The organism is Rhodococcus sp. SORGH_AS_0303 (genome assembly GCF_030819335.1).
In the GTDB taxonomy this organism is placed as follows: Bacteria; Actinomycetota; Actinomycetes; order Mycobacteriales; family Mycobacteriaceae; genus Rhodococcoides.
This window is the reverse complement of the sequence record NZ_JAUTBO010000001.1, coordinates 1,628,938-1,650,082: the sequence shown is the minus strand read 5'-3', so window position 1 is coordinate 1,650,082 and position 21,145 is coordinate 1,628,938. Positions and strand designations below refer to the sequence as shown.

At 68.6% G+C, this 21,145-nt stretch carries 16 protein-coding genes and 1 tRNA gene; 6 read left to right on the top strand and 11 right to left on the bottom strand.

Annotation, left to right across the window (positions count from 1 at the left end):
* Nucleotides 1-10 precede the first annotated feature (10 nt).
* The 4 genes from QE449_RS07775 to QE449_RS07760 all read right to left on the bottom strand — a co-directional run bounded on the left by QE449_RS07775 (nucleotide 11) and on the right by QE449_RS07760 (nucleotide 9,251).
* A complete protein-coding gene (locus QE449_RS07775; RefSeq protein WP_307108591.1) occupies nucleotides 11-4,876 on the bottom strand; it encodes an NAD-glutamate dehydrogenase in 4,866 nt (1,621 codons plus the stop codon).
* A 154-nt stretch (nucleotides 4,877-5,030) separates the two neighbouring features.
* Nucleotides 5,031-6,710 (bottom strand): energy-dependent translational throttle protein EttA, encoded by a 1,680-nt coding sequence (gene ettA / locus QE449_RS07770; RefSeq protein ID WP_027505632.1) that lies wholly within the window; start codon nucleotides 6,708-6,710, stop codon nucleotides 5,031-5,033.
* Nucleotides 6,711-6,852: 142 nt separating this feature from the next.
* The gene (ssb, locus tag QE449_RS07765) at nucleotides 6,853-7,299 is read right to left on the bottom strand and encodes a single-stranded DNA-binding protein (protein ID WP_051613327.1); all 447 of its coding nucleotides are present in this window, start codon (nucleotides 7,297-7,299) and stop codon (nucleotides 6,853-6,855) included.
* Between the two features lie 137 nt (nucleotides 7,300-7,436).
* Nucleotides 7,437-9,251: an ABC transporter ATP-binding protein gene (locus tag QE449_RS07760; RefSeq protein WP_307108590.1), complete on the bottom strand. Its 1,815-nt coding sequence runs from the start codon at nucleotides 9,249-9,251 to the stop codon at nucleotides 7,437-7,439.
* 73 nt (nucleotides 9,252-9,324) lie between these two features.
* Between QE449_RS07760 and QE449_RS07755 the strand changes: the two genes are divergently transcribed.
* Nucleotides 9,325-9,765 carry a MarR family winged helix-turn-helix transcriptional regulator gene (locus tag QE449_RS07755; protein ID WP_027505630.1) on the top strand — a complete coding sequence of 147 codons (441 nt, stop codon included), beginning with the start codon at nucleotides 9,325-9,327 and terminating at the stop codon, nucleotides 9,763-9,765.
* 36 nt (nucleotides 9,766-9,801) lie between these two features.
* Here QE449_RS07755 and QE449_RS07750 read toward each other — a convergent pair whose 3' ends face one another.
* A complete protein-coding gene (locus QE449_RS07750; protein ID WP_056445939.1) occupies nucleotides 9,802-11,340 on the bottom strand; it encodes an MFS transporter in 1,539 nt (512 codons plus the stop codon).
* 125 nt (nucleotides 11,341-11,465) lie between these two features.
* Between QE449_RS07750 and QE449_RS07745 the strand changes: the two genes are divergently transcribed.
* Together QE449_RS07745 and QE449_RS07740 are read left to right on the top strand one after the other, a co-directional pair.
* On the top strand, nucleotides 11,466-12,128 hold the full coding sequence (locus QE449_RS07745; protein ID WP_222630196.1) for a TetR/AcrR family transcriptional regulator: 663 nt from the start codon (nucleotides 11,466-11,468) through the stop codon (nucleotides 12,126-12,128).
* A gap of 47 nt (nucleotides 12,129-12,175) precedes the next feature.
* Nucleotides 12,176-12,577 (top strand): GtrA family protein, encoded by a 402-nt coding sequence (locus tag QE449_RS07740; RefSeq protein WP_155957030.1) that lies wholly within the window; start codon nucleotides 12,176-12,178, stop codon nucleotides 12,575-12,577.
* Here QE449_RS07740 and QE449_RS07735 read toward each other — a convergent pair.
* Nucleotides 12,574-14,610, bottom strand: a complete 2,037-nt coding sequence (locus QE449_RS07735; protein ID WP_056445944.1) for a cytochrome c oxidase assembly protein — start codon at nucleotides 14,608-14,610, stop codon at nucleotides 12,574-12,576. The two genes, QE449_RS07740 and QE449_RS07735, sit on opposite strands and share 4 nt — an antisense overlap.
* Nucleotides 14,611-14,757: 147 nt before the next feature.
* Nucleotides 14,758-15,849, bottom strand: coding sequence for an XdhC family protein (locus QE449_RS07730; protein ID WP_373428375.1), 1,092 nt, complete (start codon nucleotides 15,847-15,849; stop codon nucleotides 14,758-14,760).
* 114 nt (nucleotides 15,850-15,963) lie between these two features.
* Here QE449_RS07730 and QE449_RS07725 point away from each other — a divergent pair.
* Nucleotides 15,964-16,039: transfer RNA gene (locus QE449_RS07725), tRNA-Arg, on the top strand.
* Between the two features lie 6 nt (nucleotides 16,040-16,045).
* On the opposite strand, the gene QE449_RS07720 is transcribed toward QE449_RS07725, so the two are convergent.
* The gene (locus tag QE449_RS07720; protein ID WP_307108588.1) at nucleotides 16,046-16,684 is read right to left on the bottom strand and encodes a YoaK family protein; all 639 of its coding nucleotides are present in this window, start codon (nucleotides 16,682-16,684) and stop codon (nucleotides 16,046-16,048) included.
* A 40-nt stretch (nucleotides 16,685-16,724) separates the two neighbouring features.
* Here QE449_RS07720 and QE449_RS07715 point away from each other — a divergent pair, with 40 nt between their 5' ends.
* Nucleotides 16,725-17,144, top strand: a complete 420-nt coding sequence (locus tag QE449_RS07715; protein ID WP_222647485.1) for a DUF732 domain-containing protein — start codon at nucleotides 16,725-16,727, stop codon at nucleotides 17,142-17,144.
* On the opposite strand, the gene QE449_RS07710 is transcribed toward QE449_RS07715, so the two are convergent.
* Nucleotides 17,108-18,673: an AMP-binding protein gene (locus QE449_RS07710; RefSeq protein ID WP_307092178.1), complete on the bottom strand. Its 1,566-nt coding sequence runs from the start codon at nucleotides 18,671-18,673 to the stop codon at nucleotides 17,108-17,110. The two genes, QE449_RS07715 and QE449_RS07710, sit on opposite strands and share 37 nt — an antisense overlap.
* A gap of 66 nt (nucleotides 18,674-18,739) precedes the next feature.
* Here QE449_RS07710 and QE449_RS07705 point away from each other — a divergent pair, with 66 nt between their 5' ends.
* Nucleotides 18,740-19,516 carry a LuxR C-terminal-related transcriptional regulator gene (locus QE449_RS07705; RefSeq protein WP_027505622.1) on the top strand — a complete coding sequence of 259 codons (777 nt, stop codon included), beginning with the start codon at nucleotides 18,740-18,742 and terminating at the stop codon, nucleotides 19,514-19,516.
* Here the strand turns inward: QE449_RS07705 and QE449_RS07700 are convergent.
* Together QE449_RS07700 and QE449_RS07695 are read right to left on the bottom strand one after the other, a co-directional pair.
* A complete protein-coding gene (locus QE449_RS07700) occupies nucleotides 19,505-20,683 on the bottom strand; it encodes a winged helix DNA-binding domain-containing protein (protein WP_307108587.1) in 1,179 nt (392 codons plus the stop codon). The genes QE449_RS07705 and QE449_RS07700 overlap by 12 nt on opposite strands.
* Nucleotides 20,684-20,894: 211 nt before the next feature.
* Nucleotides 20,895-21,143: a hypothetical protein gene (locus QE449_RS07695; protein ID WP_027505620.1), complete on the bottom strand. Its 249-nt coding sequence runs from the start codon at nucleotides 21,141-21,143 to the stop codon at nucleotides 20,895-20,897.
* Nucleotides 21,144-21,145 lie beyond the last annotated feature (2 nt).

Sequence of the window (21,145 nt, the reverse complement as noted above, 5' to 3'; positions counted from 1 at the left end):
CCGGGCGTGGTCAACGCGAGACGTCGGTCCGCGCACCCGCTCCTCGCACCATGCTGCGGATCTGCCGCGCCGCCACCGAGAGCGTCGCCAGATCCAGCGTTCCGGACTCGCCGATCTCCGTCAGGGCCGCTCGGGCACGAGCGAGCCGGGAGGCATTGGTGGACTCCCAGTCGGCGATCATCTCGTCCGCCGTCTCCCCCGGTTCGCCGCCGCCCGTCACGTCGAGCGTGAGGGCACGCAGCGACGAGTACAGGTCGTCCCGCAACGCCAACCGCGCCAGGGAGTGCCAGCGGTCGCCGCGTTCGAGCGTGGACACCGCAGACAGCAGCCAGTCGATGCCGAGGTGCTCGCTGAGGGCGTAGTAGAGGCTCGCCATCACCTCGTCGTCCTCGTTCGCGATGTCCGCCGTCTCGATGACGTCGAGCAGGCAGAACACGTCGAGGAGCCGGAACACTCTGTGCGCGAGCTCTTCCGGCGCGCCCTTCTCGATGGCGGACGTGGCACGGTCGAGTCCGCTGCGTGCCTGCCGACCCTTCAGCCAGGTCGGGAGCTGCGATTCCAGGATCCGCACCTTGCGCGCGAACCTCGTGATCTCGGCACCGACAGCGATGGGCTGCGGCCGGTTCGACAACAGCCAGCGGGATCCTCGGTCGAGGAGGCGACGAGACTCCAGCACCAGTTCGTCGGACGCGTCCGTGGGCATGTCGGCCGCGGCGATCGCGGCCCAGATGTCGTGCAGACCGAAGATCTCGCTCGTCGCCGCGAACGCTCGCGCCGCATCCGTGCTCCCGACTCCCGAGTCCTCCGCGAGGCGGAAGGCGTAGGTGATGCCGCCGTGGTCGACCGTCTCGTTCGCCACCCGCGTGGCCACGATCTCCCGGCGCAGCGGATGCGCCTTGATGGCACCGGCGAAACGTTCGCGCAACGGCGTCGGGAAGTAGTCCGTCATGAGCGGGGCGAACACGTCGTTGTCCGGCAGATCCGATGCCAGCAGGTCTTCCTGCAGCGCCAACTTCACGTGAGCCATGAGAGTCGACAGCTCGGGCGAGGTGAGACCCAGCCCGTTCTGCAGGCGTCGCGAGATCTCCGACTTCGTCGGCAGCGCGTCGAGCGACCTGTCCACCCGCCCCGACGCCACCAGGTCGGCGATCAGTCGAGCGTGGACGCCCAGCAGTTCGGGGGCGTGTGCCCGTGAGACACCCAGCAGCTCGTTCTGCGCGACGTTGTCCTCGAGAACGAGGGCGCCCACCTCGTCCGTCATGGAGGCCAGCAGGGACTCCCGGTCCTCCGCGGCCAGGTCACCCGACGTCACGGTGGAATCGAGCAGGATCTTGATGTTGACCTCGTGATCGGAGCAGTCGACGCCGGCGGAGTTGTCCACGGCGTCGGTGTTGATCTTGCCGCCCGCGGCGCTGTACTCGATGCGGCCGAGCGCGGTCACCCCGAGGTTGCCGCCCTCTCCGACCACGCGCGCCCGCAGGTCCGCACCGTTCACGCGCACCGGGTCGTTGGCCTTGTCGCCCACGTCGGCATCGCTCTCGGTGCGCGACTTCACGTAGGTGCCGATGCCGCCGTTCCACAGCAGGTCCACCGGCGCCGTGAGGATGGCGCGCATCAGTTCGGGCGGTGACAGGGCGGTGACGTCGTCCGCCAGTCCGAGAGCCGCGCGCACCTCGGCGCTGACCGGCACCGACTTCACGGTGCGTTCGTGTACTCCGCCACCCCTGCTGTTCAGGGAGGTGTCGTAATCCGCCCACGACGAGCGCGGCAGTTCGAACAGTCGCCGTCGCTCGGCGAAGGAGGCGGCCGCGTCGGGTGCCGGATCCAGAAAGATGTGCCGGTGGTCGAACGCGGCGACGATGCGGAGATGTTCACTGAGCAGCATCCCGTTGCCGAACACGTCGCCACTCATGTCACCGATACCGACCACGGTGATCTCGTCGGACTGCGTGTCGATGCCGTACTCGCGGAAGTGACGCTTCACGCTCTCCCAGGCACCCTTGGCGGTGATGCCCATCGCCTTGTGGTCGTACCCCACCGACCCGCCCGAGGCGAAGGCGTCGCCGAGCCAGAAGCCGTACTCGGCGGACACCTCGTTCGCGAGATCGGAGAACGTGGCAGTGCCCTTGTCCGCCGCGACCACGAGGTACGAGTCGTCGTCGTCACGTCGCACCACGCGCTGCGGTGGGATCGCGGCGCGAGTGGCGCGGTCGAGGTTGTCGGTGACGTCCAGCAGCCCCGCGATGAACATGCGGTAGCAGGCTCTCCCCTCGGCGGTGGTCGCGGAGCGGTCGGTCGCAGCATCGCCGGTCGGAGACGGCGGCTGCTTGACGACGAAGCCGCCCTTCGCCCCCACCGGCACGATGACCGCGTTCTTGACGGCCTGCGCCTTGGCCAGTCCGAGCACCTCGGTGCGGAAGTCCTCGCGCCGGTCGGACCAGCGGAGACCACCGCGCGCGACCGTGCCGAAGCGCAGGTGCACGCCCTCGACGCGCGGCGAGTACACGAAGATCTCGAAACGCGGGCGCGGCTTGGGCAGCACGTCGATGCCGCGAGGGTCGAACTTCAGGGACAGGAAATCGCGCTCGCGACCCTGCTCGTCGACGACGAAGTGGTTGGTGCGCAGCGTCGCTCGCACGAGGGTGAACAGGGCACGCAGCACCCTGTCGGCGTCGAGGCTGACCACCTGATCGATCAGTTCGGCGAGCTCCGACGCGATCTCGTCGGCACGCTCCTCGGACGCCGAGGCGGGATCGAACTGCGCGTCGAACAGGTCGACGATCAGTCGAGCCGTCACCGGGTTGGCGAGGAGAACACCCTCGATGCCGGTCTGGCTGAACGGGAATGCGGCCTGGCGCAGGTACTTCGCGTACGCCCGCAGCACCACCGCGCGGCGCCACTCGAGACCGGCCCGCAGAACCAGTTCGTTGAAGCGGTCGGCCTCCGCGTGGCCGTTCCACACGGCAGCGAACGCGTCGGTGAATCGTCGGCTGACCACACTCGTCTGGTTCTCGGCGCCCTCGATGACCTCGGGCTCCGCGGACAGGCCGAAATCGTAGATCCAGCAGCGCGTTCCGTCCTTGCGCACCACGGCGTACGGCCGCTCGTCGACCACCTCCACACCGAGGCTCTGCAGGACGGGCAGCACCTGGCTCAGCGAGACCTCGCTGCCGGTCACGTAGAGGGAGAAACGCCAGTGACCCGCCTCGGCGTCGCGCGGGCGGTACAGGCACATGTCGATGTCGTCGCCGACGAGCGCGTCGAGTCGAGCGATGTCGACGAGCGCCCGGTCCGCGTCGAAGTCCTGCTTGTAGGCCTCGGGGAAGGCGACGGCATAGCGCGCCGCGTTGTCGGGCGACACCGACGGGTCGGCCGCGGCCGCCTCACGCAGAGCGTCGTCCCACGTGCGGGTGGCGTCGGCGATCAGGGCCCGGATGCGGTCGCGGTTGGCGTCCGAGACGTCGACGGCGTCCGCGCTCTGTCCGTCGAAGCGAACGGTGAAGTGCACCAACGCGAGTGGGCTGTCCGAGACGCGTGCCTCGTACTCGACGTCGGTACCGCCGAGCTCGTGCAGCAGGATCCTGCGGGTCTCGAGACGCAGGCGGGTGGTGTAGGAGTCGCGCGGAAGGTAGACCAGCGCCGACACGAACCGGCCGTACCCGTCGCGGCGCAGGAAGAGCAGCACCTCGCGGCGCAGGGCACTGCGCTCCACGGCCGAGATGGTGTCGAAGAGCGACCTGCTGTCCGCCGAGAAGAGTTCGGTGCGCGGGAAGGACTGGATCGACTCGAGCATGGCCTGGCCGGAGTACGACGACAGGGTGTGCCCGGCGCGCTCGATGACGGTGCGCACGCGATCACCCACGACCGGGATGTCGAGGACGTTGCCGTGCAGTGCGGAGATGGTGAACAGCCCCGTGAACCGGTGCTCTCCCACCGTGTTTCCCTCGTCGTCCAGGTCATGGACACCGACGAAGTAGGGGTGCACGGCGCGGTGCACCGACGTGGAGCTCGATGCGCGGGTGAGCACGAGAAGGTCCTCGCGAGCGACCACTCGGTCGATCGGCAGGTCGAAGCCCGCGACGGCGCCCGGATCGTCGGATCGCAGGATGCCCAGCGCGGACTCGGCGACGGGTTCGAGACCCGCCTCCGTCGCGGTGTACCGGCGGCTGCCGAGCACGCGGAAGTTGCCCTCGGACAACCACCGCAGCAGGCGGGCGGCGTCGTGCCGCGCCTCGGGGGTGACGGACTCGGTTCCGTCCGCGTCTCCGCGGCGTGGTCGTTCCAGACGATCGGCCAGTTCCAGCTGGCGACGCTGCATGGCCTCGGTGTCGTCGACGACGCGACGGACGTCGGCGAGCACGTCGGCCAGCGAGCTCTCGAGCGAGGCGAAGGCCTCCTCGCTCGCCGCGGGGTGCAGAGCCACGTGGATCCACGATTCGAGGATGCTGCCGTCCGCGAGATCGCCGGTCTCGACATCGGACGGGGTGGCTCCGCCTCGGATGGAGAGGAGCGTGCCGGACTCGTCGCGCACGACGCGCAGGATCGGGTGCACCACCTCGACGACCGCGATGCCGGCTCCGGTGAGCCAGGCGGTGACCGACTCGACAAGCATCGGCATGTCGTCGGTGACGATCTGCAGGGCCACGCCGACGGTGCTGTCGGGTCCGCGGTGCAGGGCGAGAGAGGCGACGCCGGGATCACGACGCTCGGCGAGCTCGAGATGTCGGTGCACCACTGCGGTCGGGTCGGCTCCCGTGGTGGTCCGCAACACGTCCAGATCGACGTGCCCGAAGTACACCGCGCGGAGGTCGTCCGCCCGATCGAGCACCGAGTTCGGCGCCGTTGCCGCCTCGGAGTGCTCTCCCGCTGAAGTCATCGCTGTCGCCTTTCGATCACCACGAGCGGCGGATCCACCGGTCGGGGCGACGTTGTCCGTGGGGTTCGGCTCCCGACCCTAGCCTCGCGAGGCCGGGAGCCGAACACCGCGGTGACGTGGCGTGCGATGAAAATAGGTTACTTACCAGTACATTTCAGTCGCGCGTGAGCTTCCGGTGCGTCACGCGGTGCGGGCGAGCGGCGTCGGGACCGAGGCGCTCGACCTTGTTGGCCTCGTAGCCCTCGAAGTTGCCCTCGTACCAGTACCAAGCGGCCTCGTTGTCGCCGAATCCACCTTCCCACGCCAGGATGTGCGTGCACGTCCGGTCGAGGAACCACCGGTCGTGCGAGATCACGACGGCGCAACCGGGGAACTCCTCGAGGGCGTTCTCCAGTGAACCGAGGGTCTCGACGTCCAGGTCGTTGGTGGGCTCGTCGAGCAGGATCAGGTTGCCGCCCTGCTTGAGCGTCATCGCCAGGTTGAGGCGGTTGCGCTCGCCACCGGACAGGACTCCGGCCGCCTTCTGCTGATCGTGACCCTTGAACCCGAAGGAGCTGATGTACGCCCGCGACGGGAACTCCTGCGTACCGATGGTGATGAAGTCCAGGCCGTCGGACACGGTTTCCCACACGGTCTTGGCGGGATCGATGCCGGATCGGTTCTGGTCGACGTAGCTCAGCTTGACCGTCTGACCGATCTTGACCTCGCCGCCGTCCGGCTCCTCGAGACCGACGATGGTCTTGAAGAGCGTGGTCTTTCCGACGCCGTTGGGGCCGATGACACCGACGATGCCGTTTCGCGGAAGCGTGAACGACAGGTCCTTGATCAGCACGCGGCCGTCGAAGCCTTTGTCGAGGCTCTTGACCTCGACCACGACGTCGCCGAGGCGCGGCGGGTTGGGGATCTGGATCTCGTCGAAGTCGAGCTTGCGCATCTTGTCGGCCTCGGCCGCCATCTCGTCGTAGCGATCGAGACGTGCCTTGTTCTTGGCCTGGCGAGCCTTGGCGCCGGAGCGGACCCAGGCGAGTTCGTCCTTGAGTCGCTTCTGCAGCTTCTGGTCCTTCTTGCCCTGGACCTCGAGACGCTCGGCCTTCTTCTCCAGGTAGGTGGAGTAGTTGCCCTCGTAGGGGTAGAGGCGACCACGGTCGACCTCACAGATCCACTGCGCGACGTGATCGAGGAAGTACCGGTCGTGGGTCACGGCCAGGATGGCACCCTGGTACGCGGCCAGATGCTGCTCGAGCCAGAGAACCGACTCGGCGTCGAGGTGGTTGGTGGGCTCGTCGAGCAGCAGCAGGTCCGGCTTGCTCAGCAGCAGCTTGCACAACGCCACACGACGCTTCTCACCACCGGACAGGTGGGTCACACCCTCGTCCGGCGGCGGGCAGCGCAGTGCGTCCATGGCCTGCTCGAGCTGCGAGTCGATCTCCCACGCGTCGGCGTGGTCGAGCTTCTCCTGCAGCTCGCCCATCTCCTCCATCAGCTCGTCGGAGTAGTCGGTGGCCATCAGCTCGGCGATCTCGTTGTACCGCTTGAGTTGGACCATCGTCTCGCCGAGACCGTCCTCGACGTTCTCGCGAACCGTCTTGTTCTCGTCGAGCTCGGGCTCCTGCATGAGGATGCCGACGGTGGCGCCCTGCGCGAGGAACGCCTCACCGTTTCCGGGCTGGTCGATCCCGGCCATGATCTTGAGGATCGAAGACTTGCCGGCGCCGTTGGGGCCGACGACGCCGATCTTCGCTCCCGGCAGGAAGCTCATCGTCACGTCGTCCAGAATGACCTTGTCGCCGTGCGCCTTGCGCACCTTCTTCATGGTGTAGATGAATTCCGCCACGAGTTCCTCTCGATGTGCTCACCAGCGTGTGTGCCGGGCGGATCGCGCCGGCTGAGATGCCGACGACGGGGCCGACAACTGGGAGATGTGCTCGACGCGGAAGTCTACCGGGACCGACCGGTGCCCGTGAAACCGTTCGCGGTCAGCCCACCGGCACCGGCTCGGGCTCGGCCGTGTCCACCGCGGCCTCGGCGACGGTCTCGCCGGACTCCTGCCGCTCGGCCGCCTGACGCGGCCGGTCCACCTTGACGTGGCACCGAGCGAGATCGGGTCCCACCGCGGTGGCTCGGATCTCGAGATCGGCTCGGCCCACGCCCTCCTTGGTCGTGTACTCGTTGGTGTGCGCCTGCCCGAAGACGATGACCGAATCGCCCTTCATCAGCGACGCTCCGACCCCCGACACCAGACGTCGCCAGCAGCTTACCGAGGCGTAGAGCGTGTCCCCGTCCTGCCACTCCCCACTCTCGCGGTCCATGCGGCGCGAATTGCTGGCCACGCGGAAGCTGAGCACCTCGTCGCCGGACGGCGTGGTGCGCTTGATCGGATCGGTGATGACGGTGCCCACCACGGTCAGATACGACTCGTACATCGTTCCCCCCTCTCGCGGTCGATCCGGTACCGACCGCGCCCCCGACTCTGCGCCGCTCGCACCGCGGACAGAAGGGCCCGCGAGCACCTGTGGACGGCCGTCCACAGGAGCGCCGCGGGGGTTGACAGGAGGAGTGGTCAGGCAGTGACCAGCGAGTCGCCGGACGCCGCCAGCAGTGCGGCGTAGGCACCGCCGCGGGCGACGAGTTCGTCGTGGGATCCCGATTCGACGACGTGCCCGTGATCGAGCACCACGATGCGATCGGCCGACCGCACGGTGGAGAGTCGGTGGGCCACCACGATGGTGGTGCGGTCCTGCTCGAGCTGGTCGATCGCGTCGGCCAGAGCACGTTCGGTGGTGGTGTCCAGAGCGCTGGTGGCCTCGTCCAGAACGAGGACGGGCGGGTTGCGCAGTACGGTGCGCGCGATGGCGAGGCGCTGCTTCTCGCCGCCGGAGAACCGGTAGCCACGCTCCCCCACCATCGTGTCGTAGCCGTCGTCGAGCGAGGCGATGAAATCGTGGATCTGCGCTGCGCGAGCGGCATTCTCGATGTCCGCGTCGGTGGCGTCGGGCCGCGCGAAGCGGAGGTTCTCGCGGATCGTGTCGTGGAAGAGATAGGTCTCCTGCGACACCACCCCGACCGTCGCGGACACGTCGGCGAGCGAGAGATCGCGGAGATCGACACCGTCGACCTCGACCGACCCGGACGTCGGATCGTAGAGCCGCGCCGTCAGATACCCGAGTGTCGTCTTGCCGGCGCCGGTCGCTCCCACGATCGCCAGGGTGCTCCCGGCGGGGACCGTGAGGTCGATGTCCGTGAGCGTCGGATGTGCCGCACCCGGATAGTCGAAGCCCACGTGGCGGAAGCGCACCTCACCGCGTCGGGCCGTCGGATCGATCGGCGTCGGTACGGCGGGTTCGTCGATGTCCACCGGGAGATCGAGGTACTCGAAGACTCGGCCGAACAGAGCCAGGGAGCTCTGCACCTCGACGCCGGTGTTGAGCAGCATCATCGTGGGGCGGAACAGCTGAGTCTGGAGGGTGGTGAACGCGACCAGCGTTCCCACCGTCAACGCGCTGCCGTTGCCGATGGTGATGCCGGCGAACCAGTAGACCAGGGCCGGCATCGCGGCGAAGCTGATCGACATGGTCGCCATGCGCCACTTGCCCGCCATCATCGAGCGGAGTTCGACGTCGGCGACCTCGGACGAGCGTTCGGTGAACCGATTCGTGAGGACCGACGACGCGCCGGTCGTCTTGCCCAACAGGATGCCGCTCACCGAGAGCGACTCCTCCACCTGGACGGACAGATCGCTGAGCAGGCGTTGCCGCACGGTGGAGATACGGCGACGCTCGTCGCCGACCCGCCGAGCGATGCGGACGAACACCGGCAGGATGGCGAGCGAGAAGAGGGCCAGTTTCCAGTCGAGCAGGAAGAGCGCGACGACGGTGGCCATGACGGTTGTCGCGTTCTGAGCGATCGACGTGGCCGTGTTGGTGACGACGGACTGCATGCCGCCGATGTCGTTGGCGATGCGCGACTGCACCTCGCCGGTGCGGGTGCGCGCGAAGAAGCCGAGAGACTGACGCTGCAGGTGCGAGTAGACCTGCACGCGGAGCTGATGCATCAGGGCCTGCCCGATGCTGTTGGACATCCAGGTCTGGGCGACGCCGAGACAGCTGGTGACGACGGCGATCGCGATCATGCCGGCCGCGAGGATCGTCACCAGCGTGACGTCGGCGTTCGGGATGGCGTGATCGAGCATGTCGCGCAGGAGCAGCGGCGATCCCAGTGCCACGACGGCGCTGAGGGTGATGACCGCGCTCACCGCGGCGACCCGGCCGCGATAGGGCCGGAAGAGGGCGACGACGCGCCCGAGCGGTGCGGGCTGGTGGTCCGCAGATGTCACGGGGGACTGCACCGGCCTTGCCGGTGTGGTGGAGGAACGCATATGACCTCCCTGATCGGGTAGAACTGAGGTTACCTCATTATGAGGTCGACCGCTGCAACGCTAGTATCGTCCCGTGCATTCCCACGAGAAGGATCCGGCCGATCTGGTCATGATGGTGGCCAGGTCGATGCGGCGCCGCCACATGGCCGCACTCGAACCTTTCGGACTCTCGCCCTCACACGGACGGGCACTGCGCGTGCTGTCCGGCGCGGCGGGACCACTTCGGCCCGGAGATCTGGCGGAACGGTTGCGCATCGCACCCCGATCGGCAACCGATGTCGTCGACGCGCTGGAGTCGGCCGGCTACGTCGCACGGCACGCCGATGCCACCGATCGTCGCGCGGTTCTCCTCGACCTCACCGACGAGGGGCGGGCACTCGCGGACACCATCGCGCAGGCGCAGCGCAGCGCGTCCGAGGCGATGTTCGCCGGCCTGAGCGCGGACGACCGAGCGACCCTCACCGACCTGCTCACCCGCATCCACGACGAATCCGGTGCAGAGAACCGCGTCTGACACGGTTCTCTGCACCGGATCCGGTGACTGTGTACGTCAGTGAGCGACGACGGTGGCACCCTCGGGTCCGTCGGGCAGCTTGCCCGAGCGGACGAGCAGCGCTGCCATCACCGAGCCGGCGAGGAAGATGCCCGACGCCCACCAGAACGTCGTGGTGTAGCTGGCGATCTCCGCGTTCATCCGGAGCAGCGTCGCGGCGGCCTGCGGATCCGCGGCCTGAGCCACGGCCGCCTGGTTGTCGGTCGCGTAGTTCGTCGCTGCCGTCGCCGCGATGGTGCTGAGCAGCGCCGTACCGATGGATCCGCCGATCTGCTGCATCGTGTTGACGGTCGCGGAGGCGACGCCGGCGTCGTCCGGCGAGACTCCGGACACGGCGCCCTGCATGGCCGGGGCCATCGTGGCGCCCATGCCCACGCCCATGACGAGCAGGCTCGGCAGGATGTGCGCGGCGTAGGAACTGTCGATCGAGATCTGGGTCAGCAGGGCCATGCCGGCCGACGCGATCAGCATGCCGGCGGACATGAGAACGCGAGGCCCGAAGCGCGGCAGGATGACCGACGTCGCGACGGTGGCCGTGACCACGAGGGTCGCGATCATCGGCAGGAACGCGAACCCGGTGGTGATGGGCGTGTAGCCGAGCGTGCTCTGCAGGTAGTACGTGAGGAACAGGAACACGGCGAACATGCCGGCACCGATGACGAACACCGCGAGGTACGCGCCGCCGCGGGTGCGGTCGAGCACGATGCGCAGCGGGAGAAGCGGATGCGTCGCCCGCGTCTGCAGGTAGACGAAGACACCGAGCAGGACCACACCGACCGCGAGGAAACCGATGGTCACCGCATTGCTCCACCCGTCGGACTCGGCGTGCGCGAATCCGTAGACGATGGAGAACAGCGCCGCGGACACGGTGAGGGTGCCGGGGATGTCGAGTACCGGACGCTCGGTGGCGCGGTGCTTGGCCAGCAGGAGGAAGCCGCCGACGAACGCGATTCCCGCGAAGATCAAGTTGACGTACAGGCTCCAGCGCCAGTTCGCCCACTCCGTGAGCACACCGCCGAGAAGCAGGCCGATGGCGCCGCCGGCACCGGCGACCGCGCCGAAGATGCCGAACGCCTTCGCACGTTCCTTCGGATCCGTGAACGTCGTGGTCAGCAGGGACAGCGCTGCGGGAGCGAGCAGGGCGCCGAAGACACCCTGTCCCGCACGGGCCGCGACCAGCATGCCGAAGTTGACGGCTGCGCCGCCGACGGCGGACATCACCGCGAAGCCGACGAGTCCGACGAGGAAGGTGGTGCGGCGACCGAAGAGGTCACTGAGTCGACCACCGAGCAGCAGGAGGCTGCCGAATGCCAGAGCGTAGGAGGTGACCACCCACGAGCGGTCCGCGTTGTCGAAGCCGAGATCGAGCTGTGCGGCGGGAAGCGCGATGTTCACGACGGTCGCGTCGAGCACGACCATCAGCTGGGCCAGGCCGAGTACGCCCAGGATGAGCCAGCGAGTGCGGTCGGGCGCGTCGTGCGCGCTCGACCGAATCGTCGGTTGGACGTTTCCGACGTCGGATGTGGTGGAAGACATTGATCCTCGCTTCGGTACGGCGTGAAATGGAGCTATACGGAGGCGTACGCTCCGGATAGCACGACGATAGCAGCGATGCGGAGGTATGCCCTCCGGTTAACCGACGAACCAGGACGAAACGGACTGTGAAACCCACCACAGCGGCGAAGCCGCTTCGAGCGGACGCCGAGCGGAACAAGCTCAAGATCATCGACTGTGCGCGAGAGTTGTTGGCACGCAAGGGTCTCGAGATCACGCTCGACGATGTCGCTGCGCGCGCCGGGGTGGGTGTGGGCACCGTGTACCGGCGGTTCGCCAACAAGCAGGAACTCATCGACGGCATCCTCGAGCAGCGTCTGGTCGACGTGCTCAGCCGCGCAGAGGTGGCCGCGGAGGCCGACGATCCCTGGGCTGCGATGGTCGATTTCTTCGAATTCATGTGTCGACACATGGCCGCGGACCGTGGTCTCGGTCACGTCGTCCTCGGGTGCGACGACGGCCTCGACCGCATCGCGGCAGTCCGGTCCAAGCTCGAACCGACCATCAACACTCTCATCCAGCGCGCCCAGAAGGCCGGGAAGCTCCGCCCGGACGTGCAGCCCGGCGACCTCTTCACCCTGGTGCGGATGATCGTGGCCGGCGCCGAGGTTGCAGACGAGGTGGACGAGGACAACTGGCGACGCTATTTCGCCCTGGTGATCGATTCCCTCGCGGCGGTGCCGGATCGGTCGGTGCCCCTGCCGGGTCGAGCGCTGACACCGGACGAGATCGTCAGCGTCAAGAGCAGATTGCACGGGAGGGCGTCGTGATCGACAACGTGGTCTCCCCCGTGCTTCCCTCGCACCCCGGGCATCCGATGCTGGTGGCGCTGCGCAGTGACGGAGCGTTCCCCCAGTTGGTCCGCTTCGCACTGGTCGGCGGGCTCAGCAACGTCCTCTACGTCGCCGTGTTCGTCGCGATGCACAGCGAGGGTTCCATCGTGGCCAATGCCGTCGGAGCAGTGGCGTCGACCGTTCTCGCCAACGAACTGCACCGCCGTCTCACGTTCCACGCCGCCGATCGGGTGGGCTGGTTCACCGCGCAGTGGGAGGGCGGCGGACTGGCACTCATCGGTCTGGGCGCCAGCACCGCAGCGCTGACCGCGCTCGACGTCGCACTGCCGACCGCCGGCGCCGCGTTGTCGGCCCTGATCCTGGTCGGAGTCACCGCCCTCGTCGGCGGGCTCCGCTTCCTCGCCCTGCGCGGTCTGGTCTTCTAACTGCGCTCACGCTCGCGGCGCGCCAGCTCCGCGAACATCGCGTTGTGCGCCGCGAGGTCCGCACCGTCGTCGCGATCGGCCGCCCGGTCCGTGCGGACCGCTTCCTTCCGGTCCGTGTTGGACCACTGCACCAGCAACGCCAGCATGACGAGGATCAGCGGGATCTCGCCCGTCGCCCACGCGATGCCGCCACCGAGTCGCTGATCGGCCAGGAGGTCGGAGTTCCACGGCAGCGACAGGCCGCGGAAGAAGGTCTGGCCCATCACCGTCTCGGTGCTCATCAGCGCGATACCGAAGAAGGCATGGAACGGCAGCGATCCGAACACCATCGCCAGCTTGGTCACGGGCGACAGTCGACGCGGTGCCGGATCGACGCCGATGACGACCCAGTAGAACAGATAGCCGCTCAGCAGGAAGTGAGCGTTCATCAGCAGGTGGGCGCCGTGCGAGTCGACGGTCGCGCCGTAGATGCCGCCGAGGTAGAGCGCGTAGAAGCCACCCACGAAGATGACGGCCGCGACCAGTGGCTGGGTGAGGAACCGGGACACCGGGCTGTGCAGGGCCTCGAGGATCCACTCGCGCGGTCCCGGCACACCGTCCCGGCCGGCCGCAGGCAGCACCCGTAGGGCCAGGGTCACGCCGCCGCCGAGCGCGAGCAGCACCGGGGTGAGCATCGACAGCACCATGTGCGAGCCCATGTGCACGCTGAACATCGCCATCGAGTAGCGGTAGACACCCGACGACGTCGCGAACAGCAGCGTCGCGCAGCCCAGGACCCAGGCGATCGTGCGACCCACCGGCCACGCGTCGCCACGGGCCCGCAGTCGACGAACGCCGAGGAGGTAGACGACGGCCATGACGACGGCGGCGGTGCCGAAGATCAGGTCGAACCGCCAGTCGAAGAGGAAACGCCCGAGGCTCGGGGGCGCGGTGAGGTCGTATCCCAATTCCGCCTCGGTGAGCGTCAGCTCCCGAGCGCTCCCCAGCGGGGGCGGTGTCCGGGAGAGTCCGACCGCGAGCCCGATCGTGGCCGCGAAGACCAGTACCTCGGCACCGGCGAAACGCACGAGATTCGCGCGCGACGTCGGGTCCGCGGCGAGCGCGGGCAGGGCGCGTCGACGCTGGGTGTAGCCGAACACGCCGAGGACGACCAGGGCGACGACCTTGGCGAGTACGAGTCGGCCGTAGGTGGTGTCGAACAGATCTGCGGGCTCGACGCGGACGAAGGCGTTGACCACTCCACTGACACCCATGACCACGAACGCCACCGTGGCGACCGCGGAGAAGCGGCGCGCCGCGACATCGGTGTGCGCGCCGGCGCGACGGGCATGCGCCAGGACGGCGAACAGTCCGCCCGCCCAGAGCGACGCGGCGAGAAGATGCAGGATGAGGCTGTTGGTGGCGACGTCGTGCGATCCACCGGACGACGAGTGCCCCGACAGTGCGAGAGGCATGAGCGAGCCGAGCGCGACCACCAGCAGGATCGGCGTCCACGACCACCGCAGCACGGCACGTGTCCCGAGTGCGAGCACGATCGCGATGATCGCGGTCCACTGCCACGCGCGGGCCAACTCGATCTGCGACAGGCCCGACCACAGGTTCTCGGGACGCAGCGCCTCGGACACCGGCTGACCGGACGTGTCCGAGAGGGTCAGCGGCACCAGCACGATCGCGCAGGCCGCCCACACGATTGCCGCCGACGACGCGGTGCGCAGCGCGCGATAGCCGTCGATGTCGAGGACGCCCGATCTCTGCGGCGGCACGAGGAAGGCTGCGAGCAGCAGAGAGCCCACGGCGATGACGGCCGCGACCTCCCCGAGTGCGCGCACAGCGGGCAGACCGTACGTCGTCACCGGACCCGGATCCGGGATGCCGAGCAGGACCAACGCCTGCGATGCGGACAGCGCGACGATCAGGCCGGCCACCACCGCGGCGATCAGTCCGGCACTCGCGAACACGCCTGCCGATCCGGCTCGTCGCGCCCCACCGTCCGGTTCCGCGGTCGCGGAACGCGGTGCCTCAGTCGTTGCCATACCTCCAGGGTAGGAGGTGACCGGCATCGCAGCACCTACGGGACGTAGTAGACGCGCAACTCACACGTCACCCCCTCCGGCGAGTACGCCGGAAACGTCGTGATCCTCCGTGCTGCAGCAGCAGTTCGGACGTACTCGCGAGGGGCGTCAATGGTGAATGCGTCCCTCGCGCTCCCCCAGCGGCCGTCCGTTCCCGCCCCACCGCCTCGCGACGATCTCCGCCGCGATCGACACCGCCGTCTCCTCCGGTGTCCGGGCGCCGAGGTCGAGCCCGATCGGGGACGACAGTCGCGCGAGCTCGTCGTCGCCGATTCCCACCTCGCGCAGTCTCGCGACCCGATCGTCGTGGGTTCGCCGCGACCCCATCGCACCCACGTAGCCGACGCGGGGCAGCCGCAACGCCACCTCGAGCAGCGGCACGTCGAACTTGGGGTCGTGGGTCAGTACGCAGATCACGGTGCGCTCGTCGATCTCACCCTCGGCCTGCAGTCGCTCGAGGTAGCGGTGCGGCCACTCGACGACCACCTCGTCGGCCGTCGGGAATCGCTCGGTTGTCGTGAACACCGGCCGCGCATCGCAGACGGTCACGCGATAGCCGAGCAGCGCACCCTGACGCGCCACCGCCGACGCGAAGTCGATCGCACCGAACACGATCATGCGAGCACGGGGCGCGAAGGAGTTCACGAACACCGTCATTCCCTCGCCGCGCCGCTGACCGTCGGGGCCGTAGTGCAGGACGTCGGTGCGGCCCGCTTCGAGAAGACCACGGGCGTCGTCGATCACCGCGGCATTCGCACGGGGCGACCCGAGCGTGCCGGACGCCGCCACCGGGTCGACGACCAGGCGAGAACCGACCCGCGCAGCATCGGGGTGCTCGAGGACAGTGGCCACCGCGACCGGCCGGTGCTCCGCGATCGCCGACGCCACCGCGCCGAACTCCGGAAAGGTCGATCGGGACACGGTCTCGACGAAGACGTCGAGGATGCCCCCGCAGGTCAGACCCACCGCGAACGCATCGTCGTCGCTGACTCCGTAGCGATGCAGACCCGCCTCACCGTTCTGCGCGGCCTCGTACACCGCGCCCTCGACGCAGCCACCGGACACCGACCCGACGACTCTGCCGTCCGCGAGCACAGCCATCGACGCACCCGGCGGACGCGGTGCCGATCGGAACGTGCGCACCACGGTGCCCACGCCCACGGACTCCCCCGCGCGCCACGCCGCGAGCACCTGGTCCATCACGTCCTGCACGCCTGATGCCTTCCCTCGGAGCGAGAAGTCTAAGCCGCACCTCCGGCCCGGGCAGGGCGCAGCGCCTCGCTACACTCGACGGCGCATCGGACACCGATGCACGCCTCCGTAGCTCAGGGGATAGAGCAAGGGCCTTCTAATCCCTTGGTCGCAGGTTCGAATCCTGCCGGGGGCACCACGGCGCTCATTCGCCCATCGAGAAGACGACGACGGCAGCCACGAGCACCGCGATCAGCGCCACCACGGGTGCGCCGAGTCCGACGATCGCGAAGGCCGCGGCGCCGAGAATCGCTCCGCCCGCGAGCGCCGCCCACATCAACAGCGGGCGGACCCAGGATTCCGAGCTGCGCCCCTGGATCCGAGCGGCGATCGTGCGTGCCATGGTCACGAGCGTCCCGGTCATGTACGTGAGGCTGATGCCGCCGTCCCGCTCGAACACCGCGTTCTCGGCGCCCATCGCTGCCGCCACGATCAGAGCGGACACCAGGGTCGCGCCGCCGCCGAGGTGCACGACGCCGGCCGCCGCCAGCAGTACCGCGACGAGCAGGAGGACGACGGTCTTACGACGCCGGCCGGCGAGGTCGCCGACGAGCGACCCGGTGACGACCCCGCCCACGAACGACACGATCACCACGAGCCCGACGGACGCCGCACCGACATGTCCCGCAGTGAGTTCGACGGCCGCCCGAGTGGTGTTGCCCGTCATGAAGGAGACGAAGAAGCCGCCGAGAGCGAGGAAGCCGACGGCGTCGACGAAGCCCGCCACAGCGGCGAGACCCAGCGCCACGTGGGCATCGCGGCGGCGGTCGTGGGTGCGCTTCACGCGGTCATTGGATCACCACGAGAGCGGTAACGTCGGACCGGTGACCCGCCGCACCGCTACCCTTCTCCTCCTCGCGACTCTGAGCGTGGCGGGGTGCGGCGGTGACCCGGCGACACCCCCGGCCGACGACCCGGCTCCGGCGACCTCGACGTCCGAGGCGCCCAGCACGCCGTCGGTGGCCGGTCCCTCCGTGCCGACGGGGCCCGACGCCGTCGCCGCGGACGACCTCTTCATCGCAGGGTTGGACAGTGGCGCCATCGAGTACACCGACCCGGAGACGATGAAGATTCTCGGACGCGGCATCTGCGCCGAACTGCAGCAGGGGCAGCCGGTGATCGCCGAGGTGGACGCCGTCACGACGGGCAGCCGCGGCAAATGGGACGAGAGCGCCGCGGGCGCCATCGTCGGTACCGCGATCGGCGCCTACTGCCCCGAGTTCCGAGCGCTGCTGCCCGGCTGACGGCTCCGGCGCAGCAGGAAGCGCTGCACCTTGCCGCTGGGCGTCTTGGGCAGTGCGTCGACGAAGTGCACCGTGCGCGGGTAGGCGTGCGCGGCGAAGTTGGACTTCACCAGCTGCTGCAGCTCGGACTCCAACTCGGCGGTACCCGAGACGCCCTCCGCCAGAACGACGTACGCCTCGATCACCTCTCCGCGGATGTCGTCGGGTTGGCCCACCACCGCCACATCCATGACCGACGGGTGTTCCACGAGAACGCTTTCGACGTCGAAGGGCCCGATCCGGTAGCCGGCCATGATGATGACGTCGTCGTTACGCGCGGAGAAGAAGTAGGAGCCGTTCTCGATTCGTCCGGCATCGCCCGTCAGGTACCAGGACCCGTCCTCCGTGAACCGTTCGGCTGTCTTGTCGGGAGCGTCGACGTACCCGGTGAACCACATCAGCGGGCTGCCCGCCACCTCGAAGCCGATCTGATCCTCGACGACTCCGGCGGTGAAGCCCGGCAACGGCTTTCCCATCGAACCAGGGATCAGCGGCTCACGCACCGCGTCGTGCCAGGCGTTGACGATGACCATTCCGTGCTCGGTCTGGCCATAGTGATCCCGCACCGGCACGCCGAGCGCCGTCTCCGACCACACCAGAACGTCCGGCGTCAGCGGCTCCCCCGCCGACGACGCCCGTCGCAACGTGATGCCACCGACCGACGGGTCCTTGCTCAGGCTCCGGTACACCGTCGGCGCCGCCGCGAAGTTGGTGACCTCGAACTTCTGCATCACCGCGACCGTGAGCGCGGGGGTGAAGCCGGCATGCAGCATCAGACTGCGACGGCCCATCGCCATCGGGCCGAGAATGGCGTAGTAGAGCCCGTAGGCCCAGCCGGGGTCGGCGGCGTTCCAGAAGACGTCGTCCTCGGACACGTCGAGGCCGTAGGTCATGTAGGCGACGAACGACGCCAGCGCCGACACAGGCACCGGCACGCCCTTCGGCTTTCCCGTCGTGCCGCTGGTGAAGAGCTGGATCATCACACCGTCGCCGCCCACGGCCACCGAGGCCGCCATCGGCTCGTGCTCACGAACCAGAGCGTCGAAGCCCTCCCCCGTCTCGATCACCGTGATGCCCTCGATCGAGTCGAGCTTCTCGCGCTGGTCGGTCTCGGTGATGACGACGCGCGCCTGCGCGGCCTCGACGCGCATCGCGATCGCCGGAGTAGCGAAGGCGGTGAACAGCGGGACGTGCACCGCGCCGAGTCGCCAGAGCCCGAGCAGGGCGACGACCAGTTCGAGCCGCTTGCTCATCAACACTCCCACGCGGTCACCCCGGCCGACGCCCATCTCGGCGAGGCCCGTCGCGAATCGCGCCGACAGCTCGTGCAGCTCGCCGTAGGTGAGGTCGCGCGCCGTGAGATCGCCTTCGATGAAGGTGAACGCGATCGCCGCCGGGTCGTGGTCGTCGCACAGCAGGGCGGCGAGGTCGGCGTCGGCGGATCCGTAGGTCGCCAGCAGGCGTGCGACATCGTCGGTCAAGGTCGTCATGGTGAGAGTGTGGCGCGGAACACTCGCGGCCCGATACCCTCCGAAGAGGGTAGGAAGACGGAGACCATGATCGACACACATTTCGACGCCGCCGTGGACCGGTTGCGCGCCGGTTCGGGCGTCACGCTCGCTTTCGGCGGAGTCATGACCGCGGGACGGCGATTGACGCTGCGCCATTTCGCCGGGCAGTCCGTCGGGGCGCTCGACGGTGTCGAACTCGAGGCAGGTCACGGTCTCGGCGGCAAGGTGTTGCAGGTCAATCGCACCGTCGCGCTCGACGACTACATGCGGACTCCGAAGATCAGCCACCGATACGACGCCATCATCTCCGCCGAGGGCCTGCGCGCCATGATCGCCGCCCCCGTCGTCGTCGGGCGGACAGCCGTCGGCGTGCTCTACGGCGCGATGCACACGGCCGGCCACATCGGGGATCGCGTGCTCGACGTGCTGACCCTCGAAGCGGGGGTTCTGGGCCAGGACCTCGCCGTCGACGAGGCGCGGCGCGATGCCGACCGGCTGCGCGAGGACGTCCGTCAGACGTACACGCGGCTGCGGGCGGTCGCGGCACGGTCGGACGCACCCGAGCTCACGTCCGTGCTCGACTCGATGCGCGCCTTCCTGGAACCCGCCGCACCGATACCGTCCGCTCCGCACGTGACGGCCCGCGAACGGGACGTGTTGTCGCTGGTGGCGCTGGGCCGGTCGAACATCGCCATCGCCGAGGAGCTCGGCCTCACCGTGTCCACAGTCAAGAGCTACATGAAGTCGATCATGGCCAAGCTCGACGCGTCGACCAGACACGAAGCCGCGCACGCCGCCCGGCGTGCAGGCCTAGTTCCCTGATCCTGTCCGCAGCGCCTTCTCGAGCGGAGTCGGAAAGGTCGGGGTGATGGACGCGCCGTCGAGATGGGCCTCGAGACGTGCAGCTTCCGCCGCGACCTGCTCCTCGTCGGCCTTCTCGAACAACCGGAACACCACCTCACCGGCGCCCCGTACGGCCCAACCGCCGACCACCCGGCCGTTCGACCACACCGTGGGGCCGACGTTGCCGAATGTGTCAAACAGATCCGGTCGGTACTCGTCCGGCAGGAACCACCGCCGATCCTTCCACCCCATCGGCGTCGGATCCAGCGCGGGCAGCAGAGCCACACCCCCGTCGGCACCGCTCATGTCGCTGCCGCGCAGCATGATTCCCCCACCCGACGACAGCTCGACCTCCTCGACGTCGAGAGCGGCGAGGGCTTTGACGGTGTGACCCTTGTTCCATCCGGTCCACCACTGGAGGTCCTCGGGAGTCGCCGGACCGAACGCCTCCAGCCAGGTGCGCGCCAGGCGAACTCGCGCATCCGCCTCCTCGATCGGCGGCACACCGTCTGGCCACCACGCGCTCACCGGTGCCCACGTGTGGTGGCGCGAGGTCCAGTTCCCCCGCGGTTCCACGCGCACGATGCGCCCCTCCGCCGACAGCAACGTCAGCAACGACGACGTCACGTAGCGACGGACGTCGTACTTCTTGTCCGTGGTCGGGAGGAACGCGGTGCGCAGTTCCGGTACGGCGGTGGACAACTCGGCTCCCGTCGCGGTGCCCGACGCAGCCAGTGCCGCATCGACACCCGACTCGAGATGGTCGAGGAACGCCGGCACATCATCGATCACCGGGTCGGTGGGCAGGGTCGAGAGTTGCTTCGCCAGACGCGTTCTCAGGGTTCTGGCCACCCCGGCGCTCGAACCGGACTGCACGACGGGCATGAACTGCTTGTCGATGACGAAAAGGGTGCGGCGCATCGCCATGACCCGCACCAGCGAGCGGCGGGTGTACAGAGCGTCGCGCACGTCGTCCAGGGTCGCGGTGGTCGATCGCGCCAGAACCTGCAACGACACGCTCGCCGCATCCGTGGCGTGGAGCGCGACGATGCGCTGCACCACGTCCTCGGGTGTCAGCGACGACCCCAGACCCACGGCATGCCGACGCACCAGGATTCTGCGCCGCTCCTCGTCCGTCACCTTCATCGGGACAGTGTGACCGACCCCGCCGCCGTGCGCACCCATGCCGGGCGCACATACCCCGCGGCGCAGTTCGCGTGGTGCTCCCCCGATGGGGAGTGCACGGGACGAACCGCGGTGCGCGAAGCCCAGCCCAACGGCAACTACCGAGCCGGCACCCACACACGACGACGGCGCCGCACCCGTCATGGGTGCGGCGCCGTCGTGAGGCTCCGGGTCAGCGACCGTTCGACCGCCTGGACGACTCCTCGAAGTCCCCCTCGATCACCTCGAAGGTGCGCGTGTCGGACTGTGCCCGGCGCGACGCTTCCCTCATCTCGATGCCGTCGGTGACGAGGTCACCGATCTCGCGGGTGACGTCGCGGACTGCCGTGGCGATGATGACCGCGATGCGTCCGACGTGAGTCGCCGCGGACTCGGTCAGTTCCTGCACGGTGTCCTTGTTGCGTTCGAACTTGCCGACCATGG